Source organism: Streptomyces sp. XM4193, from assembly GCF_023072595.1.
In the GTDB taxonomy this organism is placed as follows: Bacteria; Actinomycetota; Actinomycetes; order Streptomycetales; family Streptomycetaceae; genus Streptomyces.
In genome coordinates this window covers 41474-58298 of sequence record NZ_JALLGK010000003.1, presented here as the reverse complement: position 1 = coordinate 58298, position 16825 = coordinate 41474, and the positions used below count along the sequence as shown (strand labels likewise).

Sequence of the window (16825 nt, the reverse complement as noted above, 5' to 3'; positions counted from 1 at the left end):
TTGTCATGGCCTCCACGCTAACACCCAGGCTTTGATGCACTCAAAGCCAAACTTTTACTGCGGAACTCGTGGAAGCACAACACCCCGAGCGGGAAAGGAGATTCCCGTCGGGGTGCGCGAAGGTGAGTGACGAGCGTTACAGCGCCGGACGCCGTGCTCGACCGCGAGCGGCAGCGGCAGCGGCTGTCACACCTCGTCCTCGCGGCTGCGGTTCTCCGCGAGCCTGCCCTTGAAGCTCGACGAGGCCCGCTCGACCTTGGGCACGATCTGCTCGGACATCGCGTCCCGCTGCCTGCGCAGCAGTACGAGGCTCAGCGGCGCGGAGATCAGGATGGCCAGCGCGAAGAGCCACAGCGGGTTGGACTTGCCGATGCCCTCGGGGATCACTCCGACCCAGGCCAGCGCGGCCAGCACCGCGAAGGTCCCGACGAACAGCGCGAGCCGCAGCAGCGTGTAGTGCAGGGTGGCGCGCGCCGCGGTCGGCTTCCCACCCGTCGCCGACGCGACCTCGGACCTGCCCGCGGACTCGTCCGCGGCCGTGACGGCGGGCTTGCCCTCGGACTTGTCGGCGGGCTTGCCCCCGGCCTCGTCTGCGGGCTTGCCCGAGCGCGGCGTGCTCTGTGTGCTGGTCACTGCGGATCATCCTTCTGCTGCGGGTCTGCTGACTGCGGTGCGGACCTGACGCACGCACCGGACGTACGGGCCGGACGCACCCGGCGCACGCCCTCGCGCGCGCCCCACCGGGAACGCCCGCGGGCGTCCGCCCTCAGGAGAGCGTCAGCCACATCGTGACGTCGTCGCGGTACTCGCCCTCGCCGACTTTGATGGCGCCGGGCACCCGCCCGACCTCCTTGTAGCCGCACGCCTCGTAGAAGCGCTCGTTGCCCTGGTTGCTCCGGCAGGTGAGCCGGATGGCCCCGACCCCCTCGAAGCCGCGCACCTCCTCGGCGACCGCGGACATCAACTCCCGGCCCACGCCCCGGCCCTGGAGATCGGGGTGGACCATCACGGTGTAGAGCCACACCCAGTGTCGCATCAGGGAGCGCCGGTTGAAGGTGATGTAGGCGGTGGCCTTCACCTCACCGTCGGCGTCGAACCCCACCAGCTGACGGGTGCGGCCCTCGGAGACCGCGGCGAAGTGCATGATCACCTCGGGCCGGGTCTCCGCCGGGGTGACGGGCGGCAGGAACCCCACCGCGCCGCCGGCGTTGGTGACGTCCGCCCACAGCCGGCTGATCCCGGTCGCGAGCTGCTGGTCGGCGACCGGGTCCAGCTCGTATCGCAGCACCACGGTCAGAGCCTCATCGGCTGCGGGGACTCGCGGCGCTGCGGGTCGGGGCCCGGGTACTCGCGGAGGATCTCGTACCTGGTGTTGCGCTCCACCGGCCGGAATCCCGCGTCGGTGATCAGCTCCAGCAGGTCCTCGCGGCCGAGCTTGTCGGGGGTGCCGAAGTTGTCCGCGTCGTGAGTGATCTTGTACTCGACGACCGAGCCGTCCATGTCGTCCGCGCCGTGCTGGAGAGCGAGTTGGGCGGTCTGCACCCCGTGCATCACCCAGAACACCTTCACGTGCGGGACGTTGTCGAACAGCAGCCGGGAGACCGCGAAGGTACGCAGCGCCTCGGCGCCCGAGGCCATCGTGGTGCGCGCCTGGAGCTTGTTGCGCACCTTGCCGTCCTTCATGTCGACGAAGTCGTGCTGGTAGCGCAGCGGGATGAAGACCTGGAAACCGCCGGTCTCGTCCTGGAGTTCACGCAGCCGCAGCACATGGTCGACGCGGTGGCGGCGCTCCTCGATGTGGCCGTAGAGCATCGTGCACGGGGTCTTGAGGCCCTTCTCGTGCGCGAGGCGGTGGATGCGCGACCAGTCCTCCCAGTGGGTGCGGTGGTCGACGATGTGCTGCCGCACCTCCCAGTCGAAGATCTCCGCGCCGCCGCCGGTCAGCGACTCCAGCCCGGCCTCGATCAGCTCGTCCAGGATCTCGCTCGCGCTCAGCCCGGAGATGGTCTCGAAGTGGTGGATCTCGGTCGCGGTGAACGCCTTCAGCGAGACCGTCTCCGGGAGCGCCTCCTTGAGCGCGCTGAGCGAGCGCGGGTAGTAGCGCCAGGGCAGCGTCGGGTGCAGGCCGTTGACGATGTGGAGCTCGGTGAGGTTGTCGCCCTCCATCGCCTTGGCCAGGCGCACGGCCTCCTCGATGCGCATCGTGTACGCGTCCTTCTCGCCCGGCTTGCGCTGGAAGGAGCAGTACGAGCACGAGGCCGTGCAGACGTTGGTCATGTTGAGGTGGCGGTTGACGTTGAAGTGGACGACGTCGCCGTTCTTCGCGGTGCGCACCTCGTGGGCGAGGCCGCCGAGCCAGGCGAGGTCGTCGGACTCGTAGAGAGCGATGCCGTCCTCGCGGCTCAGTCGCTCACCGGAACGGACCTTGTCCTCCAGCTCCCGCTTGAGTCCAGCGTCCATGCGTCGCGCCTCCCAAATCTCGCCGGCGCAGTCTCGCGCGACTGCGTGCCCATGCGAGCGTACGCCAACCGGTTTCGGCGCAATCCTCCCGGTGCGCCGCGCAGCGGACCGGCCTCCGCGGACGCCCGCGGGACCGTGTTCTGGACACCGTCCGGAGACCGCGGACGCCCGTCCGGACGGCGCGAAGTCCGCGCGGACGCCCCGCGGCCGGCTCGGGCCCGCGGCTTCAGTCCTCGGGACGCTCGCCGACGCGGTTCTCCCACTTGGTGGAGAGCACGATCGTGGTGCGGGTGCGCGAAACGCCCTTCGTCTGGGAGAGCCTGCGGATCGTGCTCTGCAGTCCGTCCACGTTGTTCGCCCGGACCTTGAGCATGTACGAGTCGTCCCCCGCGATGAACCAGCAGTCCTCGATCTCGCCCAGGGACTCCAGCCGCCCCGCGACCTCCTCGTGGTCGGTGGCGTCGCTGAGCTGGATGCCGATCAGCGCGGTGACCCCGAGCCCCAGCGAGGCGGCGTCGACCGTCGCGCGGTAACCGGTGATGACGCCCGCGGCCTCCAGCCGGTTGATGCGGTCGGTGACACTCGGCCCGGAGAGCCCGACGAGTCGGCCCAACTCCGCGTACGAGGCCCTGCCGTTCTCGCGCAACGCCTGGATGAGCTGTCTGTCCACCGCGTCCATCGGTCCCGTGCCCCTTTTCGTCGTCATCCCGTCGTCGCCGTACGGCCTGTGCCGGACGGTGTGCCGCACGACGACGGGCCCCGCACGACCTGCCGTCAGAAACAAAATCCGGAACTGAATCTAAGGCATCGGACTGCCTGAGCCTGCACTACCCAGCCCAGAGCGCGTTCATGAGCGTGCCACCGATTCGGGAGCGGCCGATCAGCCGTCCGCGGTCCCCCGTGCCGCGCCGCCCAACTCGCCCTCCCAGCGCCGGTAGAGACCGTGCTCGACACCCACCGCGTCCAGCACCCGGCCGGCCACGAAGTCCACCAGGTGCTGGATGTGGGTGGCTCCCGCGTAGAAGGCGGGCGAGGCCGGCAGCACCACCGCTCCCGCCTCGTCGAGGGCGACCAGCTGCTTGAGGGTCTGCCCGCTCAGGGGTGCTTCCCGCACCGCGACCACCAGCGGCCTGCGCTCCTTGAGCGTCACGCTCGCCGCGCGCTGCAGCAGGTCCTTGGACAGTCCGAGCGCGACGCCCGCGACACAGGCCGTCGACGCCGGAACGATCAGCATGCCGCGGCAGCCGTAGGAACCCGAGGAGGGGCCCGCCGCCAGATCGCCGGCCGCCCAGTGCCGCACCCGGCCCGGCTCGTCCAACGCCCCGAGCACATCCGCGAAAGCCTCCGGACTGCCGTCCGCCCCCCGCGCCAGCCACCGGCGCAGGTCCTCCCGCCAGTGGGCGTCCCGGAACGGCTGCCCGGTCTCGTCCAGCAGGGTCAGCCGCGAGGCGCGGCTGACCACCAGGTCCACCTGCTCGCCGGCGTCCAGCAGACCGCGGATCACCGCCGCCGCGTACGGCGTCCCGGACGCTCCCGACACACCGACAAGCCAGGGCATACGCCGTATCGAACCCTCGGAACTCTCCGTCACACCCCCGACCCTAGGGGGTGACGTCCGGGCCCGTTCCGCCCGGCCGGGGCGGGAAGGGATACGGCGGGGGCGTACCGGGCTCCGCGACCGATGGGCGCACAATGGTGGGCGAGCGATCTGCACACGCCCCCGGGGAGGCCGACATCGACACCACGCGCAGAGGCCGCGGCACCGTCGCGATCCTCACCTCGGCCGCCCTGCTCGTCGGCGTCGGCAGCGCCTGTTCGGCGGCCGACCACCTGACGTCGGCGATGAAGGTCAAGCAGGCCGTCGAGAAGCTCGGCGAGCGGGACAGCGTCTCGGTGACCGCCCGGTTCGACGCGACCGAGGAGCAGATCCTCGCCTACCTCCAGGAGGGCGAGGGCCCCGGCAAGGGCGGCAACGCGCGCCGGCACGCCCGGCTGCTCGCCGATCTGGAGCTGGCCGCGGCGGTCAGCGCCGGGATGCCGCTGCGCGACGTGGCGAAGAACGACCGCTTCGACAACGCCGCGGCCCTCAACTTCGGCGGCAACGACGTCTTCGCCCTCAAGTCCGTGGACCGCAAGCTCTACACCCGGGTCAACCTCGCCGCACTGGCCAGGGAGGTCGGGGACGACGGCCCGATGGCCGGACGGGCGGGCGAGCTGGAGGAGTTGGCGCGCCAGCTGCCCGGTTCGCTGGCGACCGCCCGCTCGGCGCTGCGCGGCGAGTGGGTGCGGGTCAGCCCGAACGAGTTCGGCGAGATCGGCCGCGCGCTGGGCGGCGGGGGCGACGGCGCCGTCGAGAGCAGCGACCGGATCGCCCAGGCCACCGCGCTGCTGCGGGAGCCGGCGCTGCAGCAGCAGGTGGTGTCCGCGGTGGAGAAGGCGCTCGGCAAACGCGCCCGCTTCGCCTCCGCCGGAAAGCGCGAGGGCGCCGAGCACATCACCCTCACGCTCAACGCCAAGGACGCCGCCCACGAGCTCGGCAAGGCCCTCGCTCCGGTCCGCGCCCAGCTCGGCGACCCCGATCTGGACATGCTGGAGCGCGCACCCGACAAGGACGTACGGGTCGGACTCGCGATCCGGCACGAGCGCCTGTCCACACTCACCGTCGACGTGGGCCAGTTCGACCGGGGCCGCTCCGGCGCGCTGCCGCTGAAGCTGACCTTCGCGGCGGGCGAGGTGGTCTCGGTGGCCGCCCCCGTCGACGCGAAGCTGCTGGCGCCGCACGACCTGCTGGAGGCGCTGGCGTACGCCGCCTCCCGCCACCCGGAACTCTCGACCCTGCGCTAGCCGTTGTTCCGGCTGTATAGGCTGGTCCTCGGGGGTCTCGCGGCTCCCGAGCCGCCTTCCGCGGCCCCGCGGCGCACCGCCCGGTGCACCGGGGGGCGCGCGGCCGACAGACGAATGACGACGCCGGGGGTGCTCGATGGCGTACGGACCGAGCGGATCCGGGCAGACCGGCACGCGCCGGGCCCGGGCGATGACGGCGGCGACCTTCATGCTGGGGTGGATCGCCGTCCTGTGGGTCCTGGAGGCGATCGACGGCCCGGACGGCCCCATCGTCCGCGAGTACGGCATCCGGCCCCGCGAGCTCGACGAGGTGCCGGACATCTTCCCGGCCGCCTTCCTGCACTTCGGCTGGGACCACGTGATGGCCAACACGCTGCCGCTGCTGGTCTTCGGCTTCCTCGCGGCGGTGCGCGGAATGGCGCGCTTCCTCGGTGTCGTACTGGTCATCATCACCGTCAGCGGCCTCGGAGTGTGGCTGACCGCCCCCGACGGATCGAACACCGCGGGCGCCTCCGGAGTCGTCTTCGGCCTCTTCGGCTACCTGCTGGTGCGCGGCTTCGTCGAACGGGACGCGCTGGACATCACCGTGGGCATCACGGTGCTGCTCCTCTACGGCTCGATCCTGTGGGGCGTGCTGCCGACGAACTCCGGCATCTCCTGGCAGGGCCACCTCTTCGGCCTGCTGGGCGGAGTGCTCGCGGCGTTCTGGCTCAGACGCACCCCGCCCCGCCGGCAGCAGGTGCCGCCGGGCGGGATCGGGCCGAGCCCCTGGAGCTGACCGCCCGCGTCGCCCCGCGCCGGCGCGGGGCGGCTCCGGCCTGACCGGCCCGGCGCGACTCGGGCCGGCCCGGGACGGATCAGCGCGGACGGCGCCGCCGCGGGGCGGGTCAGCTCGGATCGGATCAGCTCGGGGCGGGGCGGTCGGTGCGGAAGGGCTCCACATGGACCGGGAGGCATTCCGCGGCGAAGCCGGCGGCCTCGCCCGCGGCCAGATCGGGCGCCTCGTACACGCCGTGGCCGGCCGCGGTGCTCACCGAGACGGTCGCCAGGCCGAGGCGGCGCTGGAGCAGCGACTGCCGCACCCGTACACCGCTGACCGCGTCGCGTCGCAGCGCCGTGGTGGTCCGGCTGAGCGCGCCGGAGCGCACCAGGAGATGACGTCCGGCGATGGTGTGGCCGAGGGCGCGGTGCCCGACCGCGGCGAGCGTGAGCGTGAGCGGCAGCAGCACCAGAGCCGTCAGCCACCAGGCGCGGTCCGGCACCGCGGTGGTCGCGCCGAGCCAGGCCAGCAGTCCGCACACCGCGCCGCTGACCATCAGCGCCCAACCGGCCCGACGGCGCAGTGCGGTGGCGGGGTGGCGGCGCAGCGGCGCTCCCAACGGGCTGTCGGGCTCCGCGAGCACGGCGTCGGCGACGCGCCGCGCGGTGCCCATCGGTCCGCGCGGCAGGATGGTGGCCGCCGAGCTCCACACCGACAGCCCGGTGGTGACGACGTTGGTGTCGGTCGTCCGCATCCAGCGCCACAGCAGCGGTTCGGAGAGGGTCACCCCGCGCAGCCGCTTGTCGTCCCGGGTGACCTCGCGGGTCTTGAACAGCCCCTGGCTGGTGCGCAGTACGGTCCCGTCCGGCGTCGGCACCCGCTCCAGGCGGAAGTTCGCGTGCTCGGTGAAGAAGGCCACCGCCATGCCCAGCACACCGAGCGTGCCGGTGCCCGCGAGGGCGAGCAGCACGGTGAGCGGCAGTCCCAGCGCGTCCCAGTCGGCGAGCCCGGTGATCCAGCCGCCGAGGTCGAGGCCGAACATCATCGTCATCCAGTAGGCGCCCCACAGCAGACCGGCGGCGGTGAGGTAGGCCCAGACACTGAACATGTTGTAGCAGACCCACCACCAGCGGAATCCGGCCAACCGCACGGTGCCGGCGGGGCTTTCGGACTCGCCGTCCGCGCCCTCGGCCGCGCCCAGCAGCTGGTGGCGCAGCGCCCTCGCCTCGGTGAGGGAGACCGCGTTGAGCGTGAGTGCGCTCTCACCGGCGGTGTTGGCCTGCCCCGCGCCGATGGTGACGCGCCGCAGCCGGGCCGCCCGCTGGAGCAGCTTGGCGTCGGCGTCCACACTGCGGATGCGGTCCCGCCGCACGGAGCGGAACTCCCGTACGAACAGGCCGGTGCGCCGTTCGACGTACGCCTCGGTGATCCGGTAGCGGGTCCGCAGCCAGCGGACCAGATCCGCGGTCGAGCGGACCACTCCCCAGCCGGCGATGATCGCCAGCGGCCAGACCGTTCCCGGGTTGGCGCCGACGACGAACAGGGCGACGATCGCCGGCAGTTGGGAGAGCAGCAACTGCAGGGCGTTGACCCAGACGACACGCTTGTCCAGCCGCAGCCACGGCACGTCGGGAGCATCGGCCGCCGGTGCGGCACCGACCTCGACGGCGGGCTCGACATCGGCGGGCGCGGCGGTGGCGGGCTCGGTGTGGACGGGCTCGGCGGTGGCGGGCTCTTCGCCGGCGACGGCGACGGCGGGCGCCGCGGTGGATGCGGAAGCGGTGGCGGTGGGCTCGCTCATGTGGCGTCTCCCGGCGTGAGCTGCGTGGAGGTGTTGAGCCGGTCGGCCGCCTCGCGGGCCACGCCCGGGGCGAGACCGCGGATGGTGACCGCACCGCTGGAGGAGGCCGTGGTCACCACCAGCGTCGAGAGGTTGAGCAGTTGGTCCATCGGACCGCGGACGGTGTCGACGGTCTGGATCCGGGACAGCGGCGCGATCCGCCACTCGCGGACGAACCAGCCCGCGGCGGCGTACACCGCGTCGTCGGTGACCTCCCAGCGGTGCACGGCGTACCGCCAGGACGGCATGACCGCGGCGTAGAGCGCTCCGAGCACCGCGGCGACCACCAGCAGCGGCACGGTCCAGGTGCGCGAGGCGGGCCAGATCGTCGCGGCGGCGCCCAGCGCGAGGACGACGGGAAGCACCAGCGAGAGCGCGCGGGCCGTCCACAGGCCGACGGCGCGCCGCTCGACGCGGTGGTGCGGTGGACGCAACTGTATCTCCATGGAACACACTGTCTCACAAAGAGACGGTGTTGTTCCACAGTGGATCGGTACGTCTCTCCATGGGGCAGGCTGCGTATCATCCCCGTCATGGCTCGATCGGTTTCCTCCACCTCGCAGACTCCCGGCACCACCTCCCGCACCCGGCGGGCGATCCTGGACGCCGCCGTCACCGTGATGAGCCAGGACCGCAACGCGCCGTTCAGCGAGATCGCCAAGGCCGCCGAGGTGGGTCGCAGCACGCTGCACCGCTACTACCCGGACCGTGCCGCCCTGGTGGGCGCTCTGGTCAAGGACGCCTCACGCGCGACCGAAATCGCCTTCGTCGAGGCCGAGTTGGATTCGGGCACGCCCGAGGAGGCGCTGCACCGGCTGGTGCCCGCGATGTTCGACCTCGGCCCGCGGGTGGGCTTCCTCTTCAACGAGTTGGAGCACTCCGAACTCGACTGGGACGAACGCGCCTGGGAGGCCTCGCACATCCCGGTGGGCATGCTCTTCCACCGGGGCCGCCAGGAGGGCTACTTCGACCCGGAGATCGACGACGACTGGTTCGTTCGCATCCTCTGGTACTCGATGATGGCCGGCCTGGAAGCCGTCGGCGAGCAGAAGCTGACCAAGCACCAGGCCATCGCCAGAGTGGTCCGGCTGCTGGAGGGCGGGCTGCTCAACCGCAACGGCTGAGCCCCCGGGCCGCGCGGACCTCGACCCGGGGCCCGCAACGACCGTCAGGGAGTCAGCCCGCGCACCACGAGGTCGACCAGCGCGAAGACGAAGAGCGCTATTCCGATGAAGCCGTTGACGGTGAAGAACGCGCGGGTCAGCCGGGAGAGGTCGCCCGGCCGCACCAACGAGTGCTCGTAGACGAACGCCCCGGCGACGACCACCAGGCCCGCCCAGAAGAACAGCCCCGCGTCCGTGAGCAGGCCGTACCAGACGAACAGGCCGAGCGTCACGACGTGGCTGACGCGGGAGGCGTACAGCGCGGCGGCGATCCCGAACCGCGCCGGCACCGAGCCGACGCGCTCGACCCGGTCGGCCTCGACGTCCTGGCAGGCGAAGATCAGGTCGAAGCCGCCGATCCAGACGCCCACGGCGAGGCCGAGGACGACCGCCTCCCAGGACCAGCTGCCGGTCACCGCGAACCAGGCGCCGACCGGGCCGATCATCTGGGCCAGCCCCAGGATGACGTGCGGGAAGTCGGTGAAGCGCTTGCCGTACGGGTAGACCACCATCGGGACCACCGCGAGCGGCGAGAGGATCAGGCAGAGCGGGTTGAGCAGTGCCGCCGCGGCGAAGAAGACGGCCAGCGCGATCAGCGCGCCCGTCCACGCGGTGCGCACCGACACCGCTCCGGTGACCAGCTCCCGGCCGGCGGTGCGCGGATTGCGGGCGTCGATCTCGCGGTCGATGATCCGGTTCGCGGCCATGGCGAAGGTGCGCATCGCGACCATCGCGACCGTGACCACCAGCAGCGTCCACCAGTGCACGGACTCGCTGTCCCGGTACATCGCGGTGAGCGCGGCGATGTAGGCGAACGGCAGGGCGAAGACCGAGTGCTCGATCATCACCACGCGCAGGAAGGCGCGCACCCGGCCACCGACGCCGGCGGCCGGAGCGGGAGCCCCGGCGGCCGGAGCGGCGGCCCCGTCGAGGGCCGCCGCGGACCCGCCGGGCCCGTCGGAAGCCGTCCCGGAGCCGCCCGGGGCGCCGGCGGGGCTGCCCCCGGCGCCCGGGGAACCACCGGCAGGGGAACCGCCGGCCGCACTCACAGGCCGTACTCCCGCCAGCGCCCGGACACGAGTGCGGCGGTTGCCGGGTCGGAGCGGACCATGTTCGGCCAGCCGCGGGCGTAGCCCTCCTCGGGCCACTTGGTGGTGGCGTCGATACCGGCCTTGCCGCCCCAGAACTGCTGGTACGAGGCGTGGTCGAGATGGTCCACCGGGCCCTCGACGACGCTGAGGTCGCGGGCGTAGTCGGTGTTGCCTAGCGCGCGCCAGGCGACCTCGTGCAGGTTGTGGACGTCGCAGTCGCTGTCCACCACCACGATCAGCTTGGTCAGCGACATCATGTGCGCGCCCCAGATGGCGTGCATCACCTTCTGCGCGTGCTTCGGGTACTTCTTGTCGATCGAGACGATCGCGCAGTTGTGGAAGCCGCCGGACTCGGGCAGGTGGTAGTCGACGATGTCCGGGACGATGATCTTGAGCAGCGGCAGGAAGAACCGCTCGGTCGCCCGGCCCAGCGGACCGTCCTCGGTCGGCGGGCGGCCGACCACGATCGACTGGAGCAGCGGGCGCCGGCGGGTCGTGACGCAGTCGATGGTCAGCGCCGGGAAGTCCTCCTGCGGCGTGTAGAAGCCGGTGTGGTCGCCGTACGGGCCCTCGGGCAGCATCCTGCCCGGCTCCAGCCAGCCCTCGATGACGACCTCGGCGTGCGCGGGCACCTGGAGCGGCACGGTCTTGCAGTCGACCATCTCCACCCGCTTGCCCTGGAGGAAGCCGGCGAAGAGGTACTCGTCGATGTCGCCGGGCAGCGGTGCGGTCGAGGCGTACGTCACGGCGGGCGGGGCGCCGAAAGCGATCGCGACCGGCAGGCGCTCACCGCGTTTGGCCGCGACCTGGTAGTGGTTGCGGCTGTCCTTGTGGATCTGCCAGTGCATTCCGATGGTGCGGCGGTCGTGGCGCTGGAGCCGGTAGAGCCCGAGGTTGCGCACACCGGTCTCGGGGTGCTTGGTGTGGGTCAGGCCCAGGTTGAAGAAGGACCCGCCGTCCTCGGGCCAGGTGAAGGTGGCCGGCAGCCGGTCGAGGTCCACCTCGTCGCCGGTCATCACGACTTCCTGGACCGGGGCGTCCTTCACCTTCTTCGGCGGCACGTGGCTGACGCCGGCGAGCTTGCCGAACGCCTCGCGGAAACCGACGAACCCCTGCGGCAGTTCGGGCTTGAGCAGCCCGCCGATCTTGTCGCTGATGTCCGAGTACGACTTCAGCCCGAGCGCCTTGAGCAGGCGCTTGTCGGTGCCGTAGACATTCATGGCCAGGGGCATCGAGGAGCCCTTGACGTTCTCGAAGAGCAGGGCGGGTCCGCCTGCCTTGTTCACCCGGTCGACGATCTCGCCGACTTCCAGGTGGGGGTCCACCTCGGCCTTGACCCGCTTCAGTTCACCGTCGCGCTCGAACGCCCGCAGCAGCGAGCGGAGATCGTCATAAGCCATGCGACCCAGTATCGGCTACCGGGCCGACCCGTCCGTGGCCGGGAGCGCCTTGGCGGTTCGGACGACCGCGGCGGGCGTTTCACGGGCCGATGTCCGGCTCGTGACCCGCGGTGCCGGAAAGTCCGGTCCGCACCCGTGCCCCGTCGGGGCGGTGCGCCCATTACGCTGGACTGGTAGCGCGGTCGCAGCAGGACGTACCAGAGGAGCGTTCCCCATGATCAAGTACCTGCCGTTCCTCCTGGTCCTGGCAGTGTGGATCTACGCCTTCATCGATTGCCTGAACACCCCTGAGAAAGAGGTGCGCAAGCTGCCGAAGGTGATGTGGGTCATCATCGTCCTGCTCTTCGGCCAGGTGCTGATCGGGCCGATCGCCTGGTTCGCGGTGGGCCGCCCCCGCAAGACCGCGTACGGCTCCACCAAGGCGAACGAGCGCCGCTGGGTCGCGCCGGACGACAACCCCGACTTCCTCAAGTCCCTGCGCGAGGACGACGGTTCGGGTTCCGGCGGGGGCCGGCCCCGCAAGCCGGACGCGGAGGAGTCCCTCGACCGCTGGGAGGAGGAGTTCCGCCGCAACCGCAAGGGCAAGGGCGACACCGGCGGCCCGGAGGACACTCCTCCCCCGCCCGCCAAGAGCTGACCCGGCTTCCGCACCCGCTTCCGGTGCCGTTTTCAACGGCCTGAAGGTCCCAGCAAAGTTTCCGCAAATCCGCTCCCGCTCTGGAACCCGGACCCTTCCGGCGGCGATCCTCTCCTGCACGAGAACGAGAGATCTGCACCGTTGTGAGGGGAACACGTACATGTCGGATGGCGGGATAAGCCGACGCGGCCTGCTCGGTGTGGGGGCTACCGCCCTCATGGCCATGGGTGTCGCCGGCTGCTCCACAGGGGACGAGTCCGGCTCGGGCAAGCCCGGCAAGGGCGACGGCAAGGACGGCGACGGCGGGAAGAAGGAGCAGGCCAAGCCGATCGGCGACGGCTCCACGGCCGACACCGGGCCGCAGCCCAACCAGCCGGAGAAACCGCGCCGGCTCGAACCGGGCGAGACCCCGCCGCAGTTCGTGGTCTTCTCCTGGGACGGCGCCGGCGAGGTGGGCAACGGCCTCTTCCCGCGCTTCAGGAAGGTGGCCAAGGAGCACGGCGCGGCGATGACCTTCTTCCTCTCCGGCCTCTATCTGCTGCCGGAGTCCAAGGCCAAGCTCTACAAGCCGCCGAACAACCCGGTCGGCGCCTCCGACATCGGGTACCTCAAGGACGCCAACATCAAGCTCACGCTGCAGAACCTGCGTGCGGCCTGGCTGGAGGGCCACGAGGTCGGCACCCACTTCAACGGCCACTTCTGCGGCGGCCAGGGCTCGGTGGAGAACTGGACTCCGCAGCAGTGGCGTTCGGAGATCGACCAGGCGATGGACTTCGTCAACAAGTGGCGGACCAACACCGGCTTCGACGATCTGGAGCCACTGCCGTTCGACTACCGCAAGGAGCTGATCGGCGCCCGTACGCCCTGTCTGCTCGGCCAGGAGAACCTGCTGCCGACCGCCGCCGAGCTGAACTGGCGCTACGACTCCAGTTCCTCGGGCGGGCTCCAGATCTGGCCCGCGAAGAAGCAGGGGGTGTGGGACCTGCCGCTCCAATCGATCCCCTTCCCCGGCAAGAGCTTCGAGGTCCTCTCGATGGACTACAACATCCTCGCCAACCAGTCCAACGCCTCCACCAAGGGCCCGCCGGAGAACTACCCGGCCTGGCGCAAGCAGGCCACCGACGCGTACTTCGGCGGCTTCGAGCGCGTCTACAACGGCAACCGGGCACCGCTGTTCATCGGCAACCACTTCGAGCAGTGGAACGGCGGCATCTACATGGACGCCGTCGAGGACACCATCAAGCGGATCGCCGAATCCGGCCACAAGGACGTGCGCATGGTGTCCTTCCGCCAGTTGGTGGACTGGCTGGACGCCCAGGACCCGGCGGTCCTGACGAAGCTGCGCGGGCTGAACGTGGGCCAGGCGCCCGCCGAGGGCTGGAAGACGTTCCTCGGCGGCGGCACGGGCGGCGAGACAGGCGGCAGCACGGGCGGCGGCGAGACAGGCGGCAGCACGGGCGGCGGTGAGACGGCCGGTGCGACCGAGGGGGCGTCCGGTCAGCCGGAGGGTGCGGGTGCCCAGGCACCGTGAACACGAGCGGGCGGTCGGTCGGCCCGTACGGCACGCGGCGCGACGGCCCGGCGGGAGAGGTTCCGCCGGGCCGCTCGCAGGTGAGTCGTACGCGCGCCGAGTCGCTCGCGTGTTGAACTGCTCGGTCAGACGCCGCTGTAGCTGTGCAGGCTGTTCACGAACAGGTTGACGCCGTAGTAGTTGAAGAGGAAGCAGAGGAAGGCGACGATCGCAAGCATCGCGGCCTTGCGACCCTTCCAGCCCACCGTCGCCCGCGCGTGCAGATAACCCGCGTAGGCGACCCAGGTGATGAAGGACCAGACCTCCTTGGCGTCCCAGCCCCAGTAGCGGCCCCAGGCGTCCTCGGCCCAGATCGCGCCGGCGATGATGGTGAAGGTCCAGAACGGGAAGACCGCCGCGTTGATCCGGTACGCGAACTTGTCCAGCGAGGCCGCCGACGGCAGCCGCTCCAGCACCGAGGTGGCGAAGACGCCCGGTTTGCCGCCCTGTTCCAGCTTGTTCTCGTAGCTGTCCCGGAAGAGGTAGAGCACGGTGCCGACCGCGCCGAGGTAGAACAGTCCGCCGCAGAGGATGGCGAGCGAGACGTGGATCCAGAGCCAGACCGAGTCGAGCGCGGGCGGCAGTTGGTCGCTCTCGGTGTAGAGCACGGTGTTGGCCAGACCGAGGTCGAGCAGCACCGTGGTGACCAGCACCAGACCGAGCCAGCGCACGTTCTTCTTCGCCGCCAGCAGCACCAGGTAGGCGCCGACGACCACCATGGAGAAGGTGATGGAGAACTCGTACATGTTCGCCCACGGCGCCCGGGTCACCGAGAACGCGCGGGTGAGGACGCCGGCCGCGTGCAGGGCGAAGGCGAGGACGGTCAGCGCGATGGCGACCCGGCCGTAGACGTCGCCCTGTGCGTCACCGCCGGAGCCGCCGCCGGTGCCGTCCGGCAGGTCGGGGCGGCCGCCGAGCGCGGAGCGGGTGACGACCTCGGGCTTCTCCAGCACCGCAGTGCCGGCGCCGGCCGCCGCCTCGGTCTCCTTCTCCGTCGGCCGGGTGTACGGCGACTTCTTCTTCGGTGCCAGCGCGGCGGCCGTACGGGCCACCTTGCTGCGACTGCCGAACACCCACTCGGCGATGTGCGCCACGAAGGCGCAGGTGTAGACCGCCATCGCCGACAGGATCAGCACCCGGCTGAGGTCGGCGAGCGACTGATTGTCCGCCGCGGCGAGATTCACTGGTCAGCTCCTTCGTGGGCCGTCGTCGTCGGCAGAAGGACCCACCGAGTCGTTGTTGCCACTGGTGTCGTCGGGGCCCGCGGCGTCGCCCCGTTCGGGTACGGCGTCGTTCGCTTCGGGCGCGGGGGGCAGCGGTGCCGAATCGGCGCGCAGACGTTCGGCCAGGGTGCCCAGCTCCTCCGGCACCTTGGCCGACTCGCTGCGTCCCAGACTCGCCATCTCCACGACGGTACGCCCGTCCTCGTCCGCGTACGCACGCACCCAGACCCGGCGGCGCTGGAGGAAGAGCGAGGCCGCGAGGCCGCCGATGGCGACGAGCGCGCCGCCGAGCGCCCAACCGCTGGCCGGCTTCTGGGAGATCTGGAACGTCGCCCAGCGCTCGACGCGTTCGAAGGTGAGCGAGCCGGCGCCGTCCGGCAGCTTCATCGTCTCGCCCGGCCGCAGGCTCTGGCGCAGGATGTCGCCGTCCTCGGTCTCGAACGGCTCCATCCCGCGCTGGTTCAACTGGTAGACGCTCTGCGGGAGTCCGGTGTCGATGCCGAGGTTGCCGCGGTAGGCGGAGAGGAAGATCGCCGGGTACTTCATCCCGGGGAAGGTCGAGTGCGGGCCGCGCACCTCGTCGATCCCGTACGTCGGGGTGAAGATGCCGACGAAGCCGAGCTGCTCCTTCTTCCCCTTGGCGTCCTGGTAGTCGGTGACCTTCACCACGCCCTGGGAGGTCAGGTTGGGGTCGCCGTCCTGCGGCAGGAACGGAACGGGGCCGCGGAAGGCGACGTCGCCCTTGCCGTCCTTGACCGTGACGACCGGGGCGTAGCCGTGGCCGAGCAGGTAGACCTTGGAACTGCCCACCGTCAGCGGCTTGTTGACCTCGATGGACGCCTTCTTCTCCGGCCCGTCCGCGCCTTCCCAGTAGCTGATGTCGGCGCGGAAGTCGCGAGGCGTGCCCCGCTCCGGGCCGCTCTCCTCGAAGCTGGAGTGGAACTCCTCCAGAGTGAAGCCGAAACCGTCGAGGTCGTCGTAGTCGTAGAGGGCGCCGGACTTGATGTCGTCGTACTGGGTCAGGGTGTTGGCGAAGCCGCCGCCCTTGACGACGAGCTTGCCGCCCTCGACGCTCCAGAGCTGCCCCACCGCGAACGCGACGAGCATCACGATGAGCGCGAGATGGAAGCAGAGGTTGCCCAGCTCCCGCAGATAGCCCTTCTCCGCCGAGACCGAGCCCTCGCCGTCGGCGACCCGGAAGCGCCTGCCGCGCAGCAGTTTCCGCGCACCGCCGAGGACTTCGGCCGGCTCGGCCTCCGTCCGCCAGGTGGTGTACGCGGGCATCCGCTTCAACCGGCTCGGGGCCTTCGGCGGCTTCGCCCGCAGCTGCCCGACGAACTGCCAGGTGCGCGGGACGATGCAGCCGATCAGCGAGACGAACAGCAGCAGGTAGATCGCCGAGAACCAGACCGAGCTGTAGACGTCGAACAGCTGGAGCTTGTCGTAGACCGGCCCGAGCTTCGGGTTGTTCTGGAGGAACTCGGCGACCCGGAACGGGCTGGCGTTGCGCTGCGGGATCAGTGAACCGGGCACCGAGGCGAGCGAGAGCAGCAGAAGCAGCAGCAGCGCCACCCGCATCGAGGTGAGCTGCCGCCAGAACCAGCGCAGCCAGCCGAACAGCGAGAGCTTCGGACCGCTCGGCGCCTCCTCGACGGGCGCCGTGCTCAACTGCGACTGCGCCGCCGCCTCGGTGGCCTCCTCCGTGGAGCCGGGGCCCGAGGCGGGTTCGGAGCCCGGGCCGCCGGCCGCCGTGGAGCCGGTGCGCGCCGTGGCGCCGTCGGCGTCCGCGGTGCCGGTGCCGTAGCTGCTGCCGTTGCTGTCAGTGGTGTCGCTCATA

General features: G+C 71.0%; 15 protein-coding genes and 1 pseudogene. 5 read left to right on the top strand and 11 right to left on the bottom strand.

The genetic code is table 11. From position 1 onward, the window contains the following. Window positions 1–186: 186 nt before the first annotated feature. The 5 genes from MTQ01_RS25295 to MTQ01_RS11435 form a co-directional block, all read right to left on the bottom strand. Window positions 187–633 (bottom strand): DUF4229 domain-containing protein, encoded by a 447-nt coding sequence (locus MTQ01_RS25295; RefSeq protein ID WP_374207705.1) that lies wholly within the window; start codon window positions 631–633, stop codon window positions 187–189. 133 nt (window positions 634–766) lie between these two features. Continuing rightward, a complete protein-coding gene (locus MTQ01_RS11450) occupies window positions 767–1291 on the bottom strand; it encodes a GNAT family N-acetyltransferase (protein ID WP_247489338.1) in 525 nt (174 codons plus the stop codon). Window positions 1292–1293: 2 nt separating this feature from the next. After that, a complete protein-coding gene (gene mqnE, locus MTQ01_RS11445; protein ID WP_247489336.1) occupies window positions 1294–2460 on the bottom strand; it encodes an aminofutalosine synthase MqnE in 1167 nt (388 codons plus the stop codon). Between the two features lie 226 nt (window positions 2461–2686). Continuing rightward, window positions 2687–3139 (bottom strand): Lrp/AsnC family transcriptional regulator, encoded by a 453-nt coding sequence (locus MTQ01_RS11440; RefSeq protein ID WP_247489984.1) that lies wholly within the window; start codon window positions 3137–3139, stop codon window positions 2687–2689. A 201-nt stretch (window positions 3140–3340) separates the two neighbouring features. Continuing rightward, window positions 3341–4018 (bottom strand): UbiX family flavin prenyltransferase, encoded by a 678-nt coding sequence (locus MTQ01_RS11435; protein WP_247489334.1) that lies wholly within the window; start codon window positions 4016–4018, stop codon window positions 3341–3343. A 134-nt stretch (window positions 4019–4152) separates the two neighbouring features. Between MTQ01_RS11435 and MTQ01_RS11430 the strand changes: the two genes are divergently transcribed. Together MTQ01_RS11430 and MTQ01_RS11425 are read left to right on the top strand one after the other, a co-directional pair. After that, entirely contained in the window at window positions 4153–5304 is a 1152-nt protein-coding gene (locus tag MTQ01_RS11430) for a hypothetical protein (RefSeq protein ID WP_247489332.1), read from the top strand. Window positions 5305–5440: 136 nt separating this feature from the next. Then, window positions 5441–6082: a rhomboid family intramembrane serine protease gene (locus tag MTQ01_RS11425; RefSeq protein WP_247489330.1), complete on the top strand. Its 642-nt coding sequence runs from the start codon at window positions 5441–5443 to the stop codon at window positions 6080–6082. A gap of 124 nt (window positions 6083–6206) precedes the next feature. Here MTQ01_RS11425 and MTQ01_RS11420 read toward each other — a convergent pair whose 3' ends face one another. Continuing rightward, window positions 6207–7865, bottom strand: a complete 1659-nt coding sequence (locus MTQ01_RS11420) for a PH domain-containing protein (protein ID WP_247489328.1) — start codon at window positions 7863–7865, stop codon at window positions 6207–6209. Next, window positions 7862–8350 (bottom strand): PH domain-containing protein, encoded by a 489-nt coding sequence (locus MTQ01_RS11415; protein WP_247489326.1) that lies wholly within the window; start codon window positions 8348–8350, stop codon window positions 7862–7864. Before MTQ01_RS11415 ends, MTQ01_RS11420 begins: the two co-directional genes overlap by 4 nt. A gap of 87 nt (window positions 8351–8437) precedes the next feature. Here MTQ01_RS11415 and MTQ01_RS11410 point away from each other — a divergent pair, with 87 nt between their 5' ends. Further along, window positions 8438–9028, top strand: a complete 591-nt coding sequence (locus tag MTQ01_RS11410) for a TetR/AcrR family transcriptional regulator (protein WP_247489324.1) — start codon at window positions 8438–8440, stop codon at window positions 9026–9028. A gap of 44 nt (window positions 9029–9072) precedes the next feature. Here the strand turns inward: MTQ01_RS11410 and mqnP are convergent. Next, window positions 9073–9966, bottom strand: a pseudogene (mqnP, locus tag MTQ01_RS11405) (menaquinone biosynthesis prenyltransferase MqnP); the annotation flags it as partial. A gap of 146 nt (window positions 9967–10112) precedes the next feature. After that, window positions 10113–11558, bottom strand: a complete 1446-nt coding sequence (locus MTQ01_RS11400; RefSeq protein WP_247489322.1) for a menaquinone biosynthesis decarboxylase — start codon at window positions 11556–11558, stop codon at window positions 10113–10115. Between the two features lie 214 nt (window positions 11559–11772). On the opposite strand from MTQ01_RS11400, the gene MTQ01_RS11395 reads away from it, so the two are divergent. Both MTQ01_RS11395 and MTQ01_RS11390 read left to right on the top strand, forming a co-directional pair. After that, window positions 11773–12195, top strand: coding sequence for a PLD nuclease N-terminal domain-containing protein (locus tag MTQ01_RS11395; protein ID WP_247489320.1), 423 nt, complete (start codon window positions 11773–11775; stop codon window positions 12193–12195). A 217-nt stretch (window positions 12196–12412) separates the two neighbouring features. Next, window positions 12413–13726, top strand: a complete 1314-nt coding sequence (locus tag MTQ01_RS11390; RefSeq protein WP_374207704.1) for a hypothetical protein — start codon at window positions 12413–12415, stop codon at window positions 13724–13726. A gap of 125 nt (window positions 13727–13851) precedes the next feature. On the opposite strand, the gene ccsB is transcribed toward MTQ01_RS11390, so the two are convergent. Together ccsB and MTQ01_RS11380 are read right to left on the bottom strand one after the other, a co-directional pair. Beyond that, the gene (gene ccsB, locus MTQ01_RS11385) at window positions 13852–14949 is read right to left on the bottom strand and encodes a c-type cytochrome biogenesis protein CcsB (protein ID WP_247489316.1); all 1098 of its coding nucleotides are present in this window, start codon (window positions 14947–14949) and stop codon (window positions 13852–13854) included. Window positions 14950–14952: 3 nt separating this feature from the next. Further along, window positions 14953–16824 (bottom strand): cytochrome c biogenesis protein ResB, encoded by a 1872-nt coding sequence (locus MTQ01_RS11380; RefSeq protein ID WP_247489314.1) that lies wholly within the window; start codon window positions 16822–16824, stop codon window positions 14953–14955. Between the last annotated feature and the right edge of the window lies 1 nt (window position 16825).

What these genes read in the sequence shown, in the direction of transcription:
- MTQ01_RS11400 (WP_247489322.1), bottom strand. Translation starts at nt 11,558, where the DNA reads ATGGCTTATGACGATCTCCGCTCGCTGCTGCGGGCGTTCGAGCGCGAC.
- MTQ01_RS11440 (WP_247489984.1), bottom strand. Translation starts at nt 3,139, where the DNA reads ATGGACGCGGTGGACAGACAGCTCATCCAGGCGTTGCGCGAGAACGGC.
- MTQ01_RS11430 (WP_247489332.1), top strand. Translation starts at nt 4,153, where the DNA reads ATGGTGGGCGAGCGATCTGCACACGCCCCCGGGGAGGCCGACATCGAC.
- MTQ01_RS11380 (WP_247489314.1), bottom strand. Translation starts at nt 16,824, where the DNA reads ATGAGCGACACCACTGACAGCAACGGCAGCAGCTACGGCACCGGCACC.
- MTQ01_RS11435 (WP_247489334.1), bottom strand. Translation starts at nt 4,018, where the DNA reads ATGCCCTGGCTTGTCGGTGTGTCGGGAGCGTCCGGGACGCCGTACGCG.
- MTQ01_RS11390 (WP_374207704.1), top strand. Translation starts at nt 12,413, where the DNA reads ATGGCCATGGGTGTCGCCGGCTGCTCCACAGGGGACGAGTCCGGCTCG.
- MTQ01_RS11395 (WP_247489320.1), top strand. Translation starts at nt 11,773, where the DNA reads ATGATCAAGTACCTGCCGTTCCTCCTGGTCCTGGCAGTGTGGATCTAC.
- MTQ01_RS11420 (WP_247489328.1), bottom strand. Translation starts at nt 7,865, where the DNA reads ATGAGCGAGCCCACCGCCACCGCTTCCGCATCCACCGCGGCGCCCGCC.
- mqnE (WP_247489336.1), bottom strand. Translation starts at nt 2,460, where the DNA reads ATGGACGCTGGACTCAAGCGGGAGCTGGAGGACAAGGTCCGTTCCGGT.
- MTQ01_RS11425 (WP_247489330.1), top strand. Translation starts at nt 5,441, where the DNA reads ATGGCGTACGGACCGAGCGGATCCGGGCAGACCGGCACGCGCCGGGCC.
- MTQ01_RS11415 (WP_247489326.1), bottom strand. Translation starts at nt 8,350, where the DNA reads ATGGAGATACAGTTGCGTCCACCGCACCACCGCGTCGAGCGGCGCGCC.
- MTQ01_RS11410 (WP_247489324.1), top strand. Translation starts at nt 8,438, where the DNA reads ATGGCTCGATCGGTTTCCTCCACCTCGCAGACTCCCGGCACCACCTCC.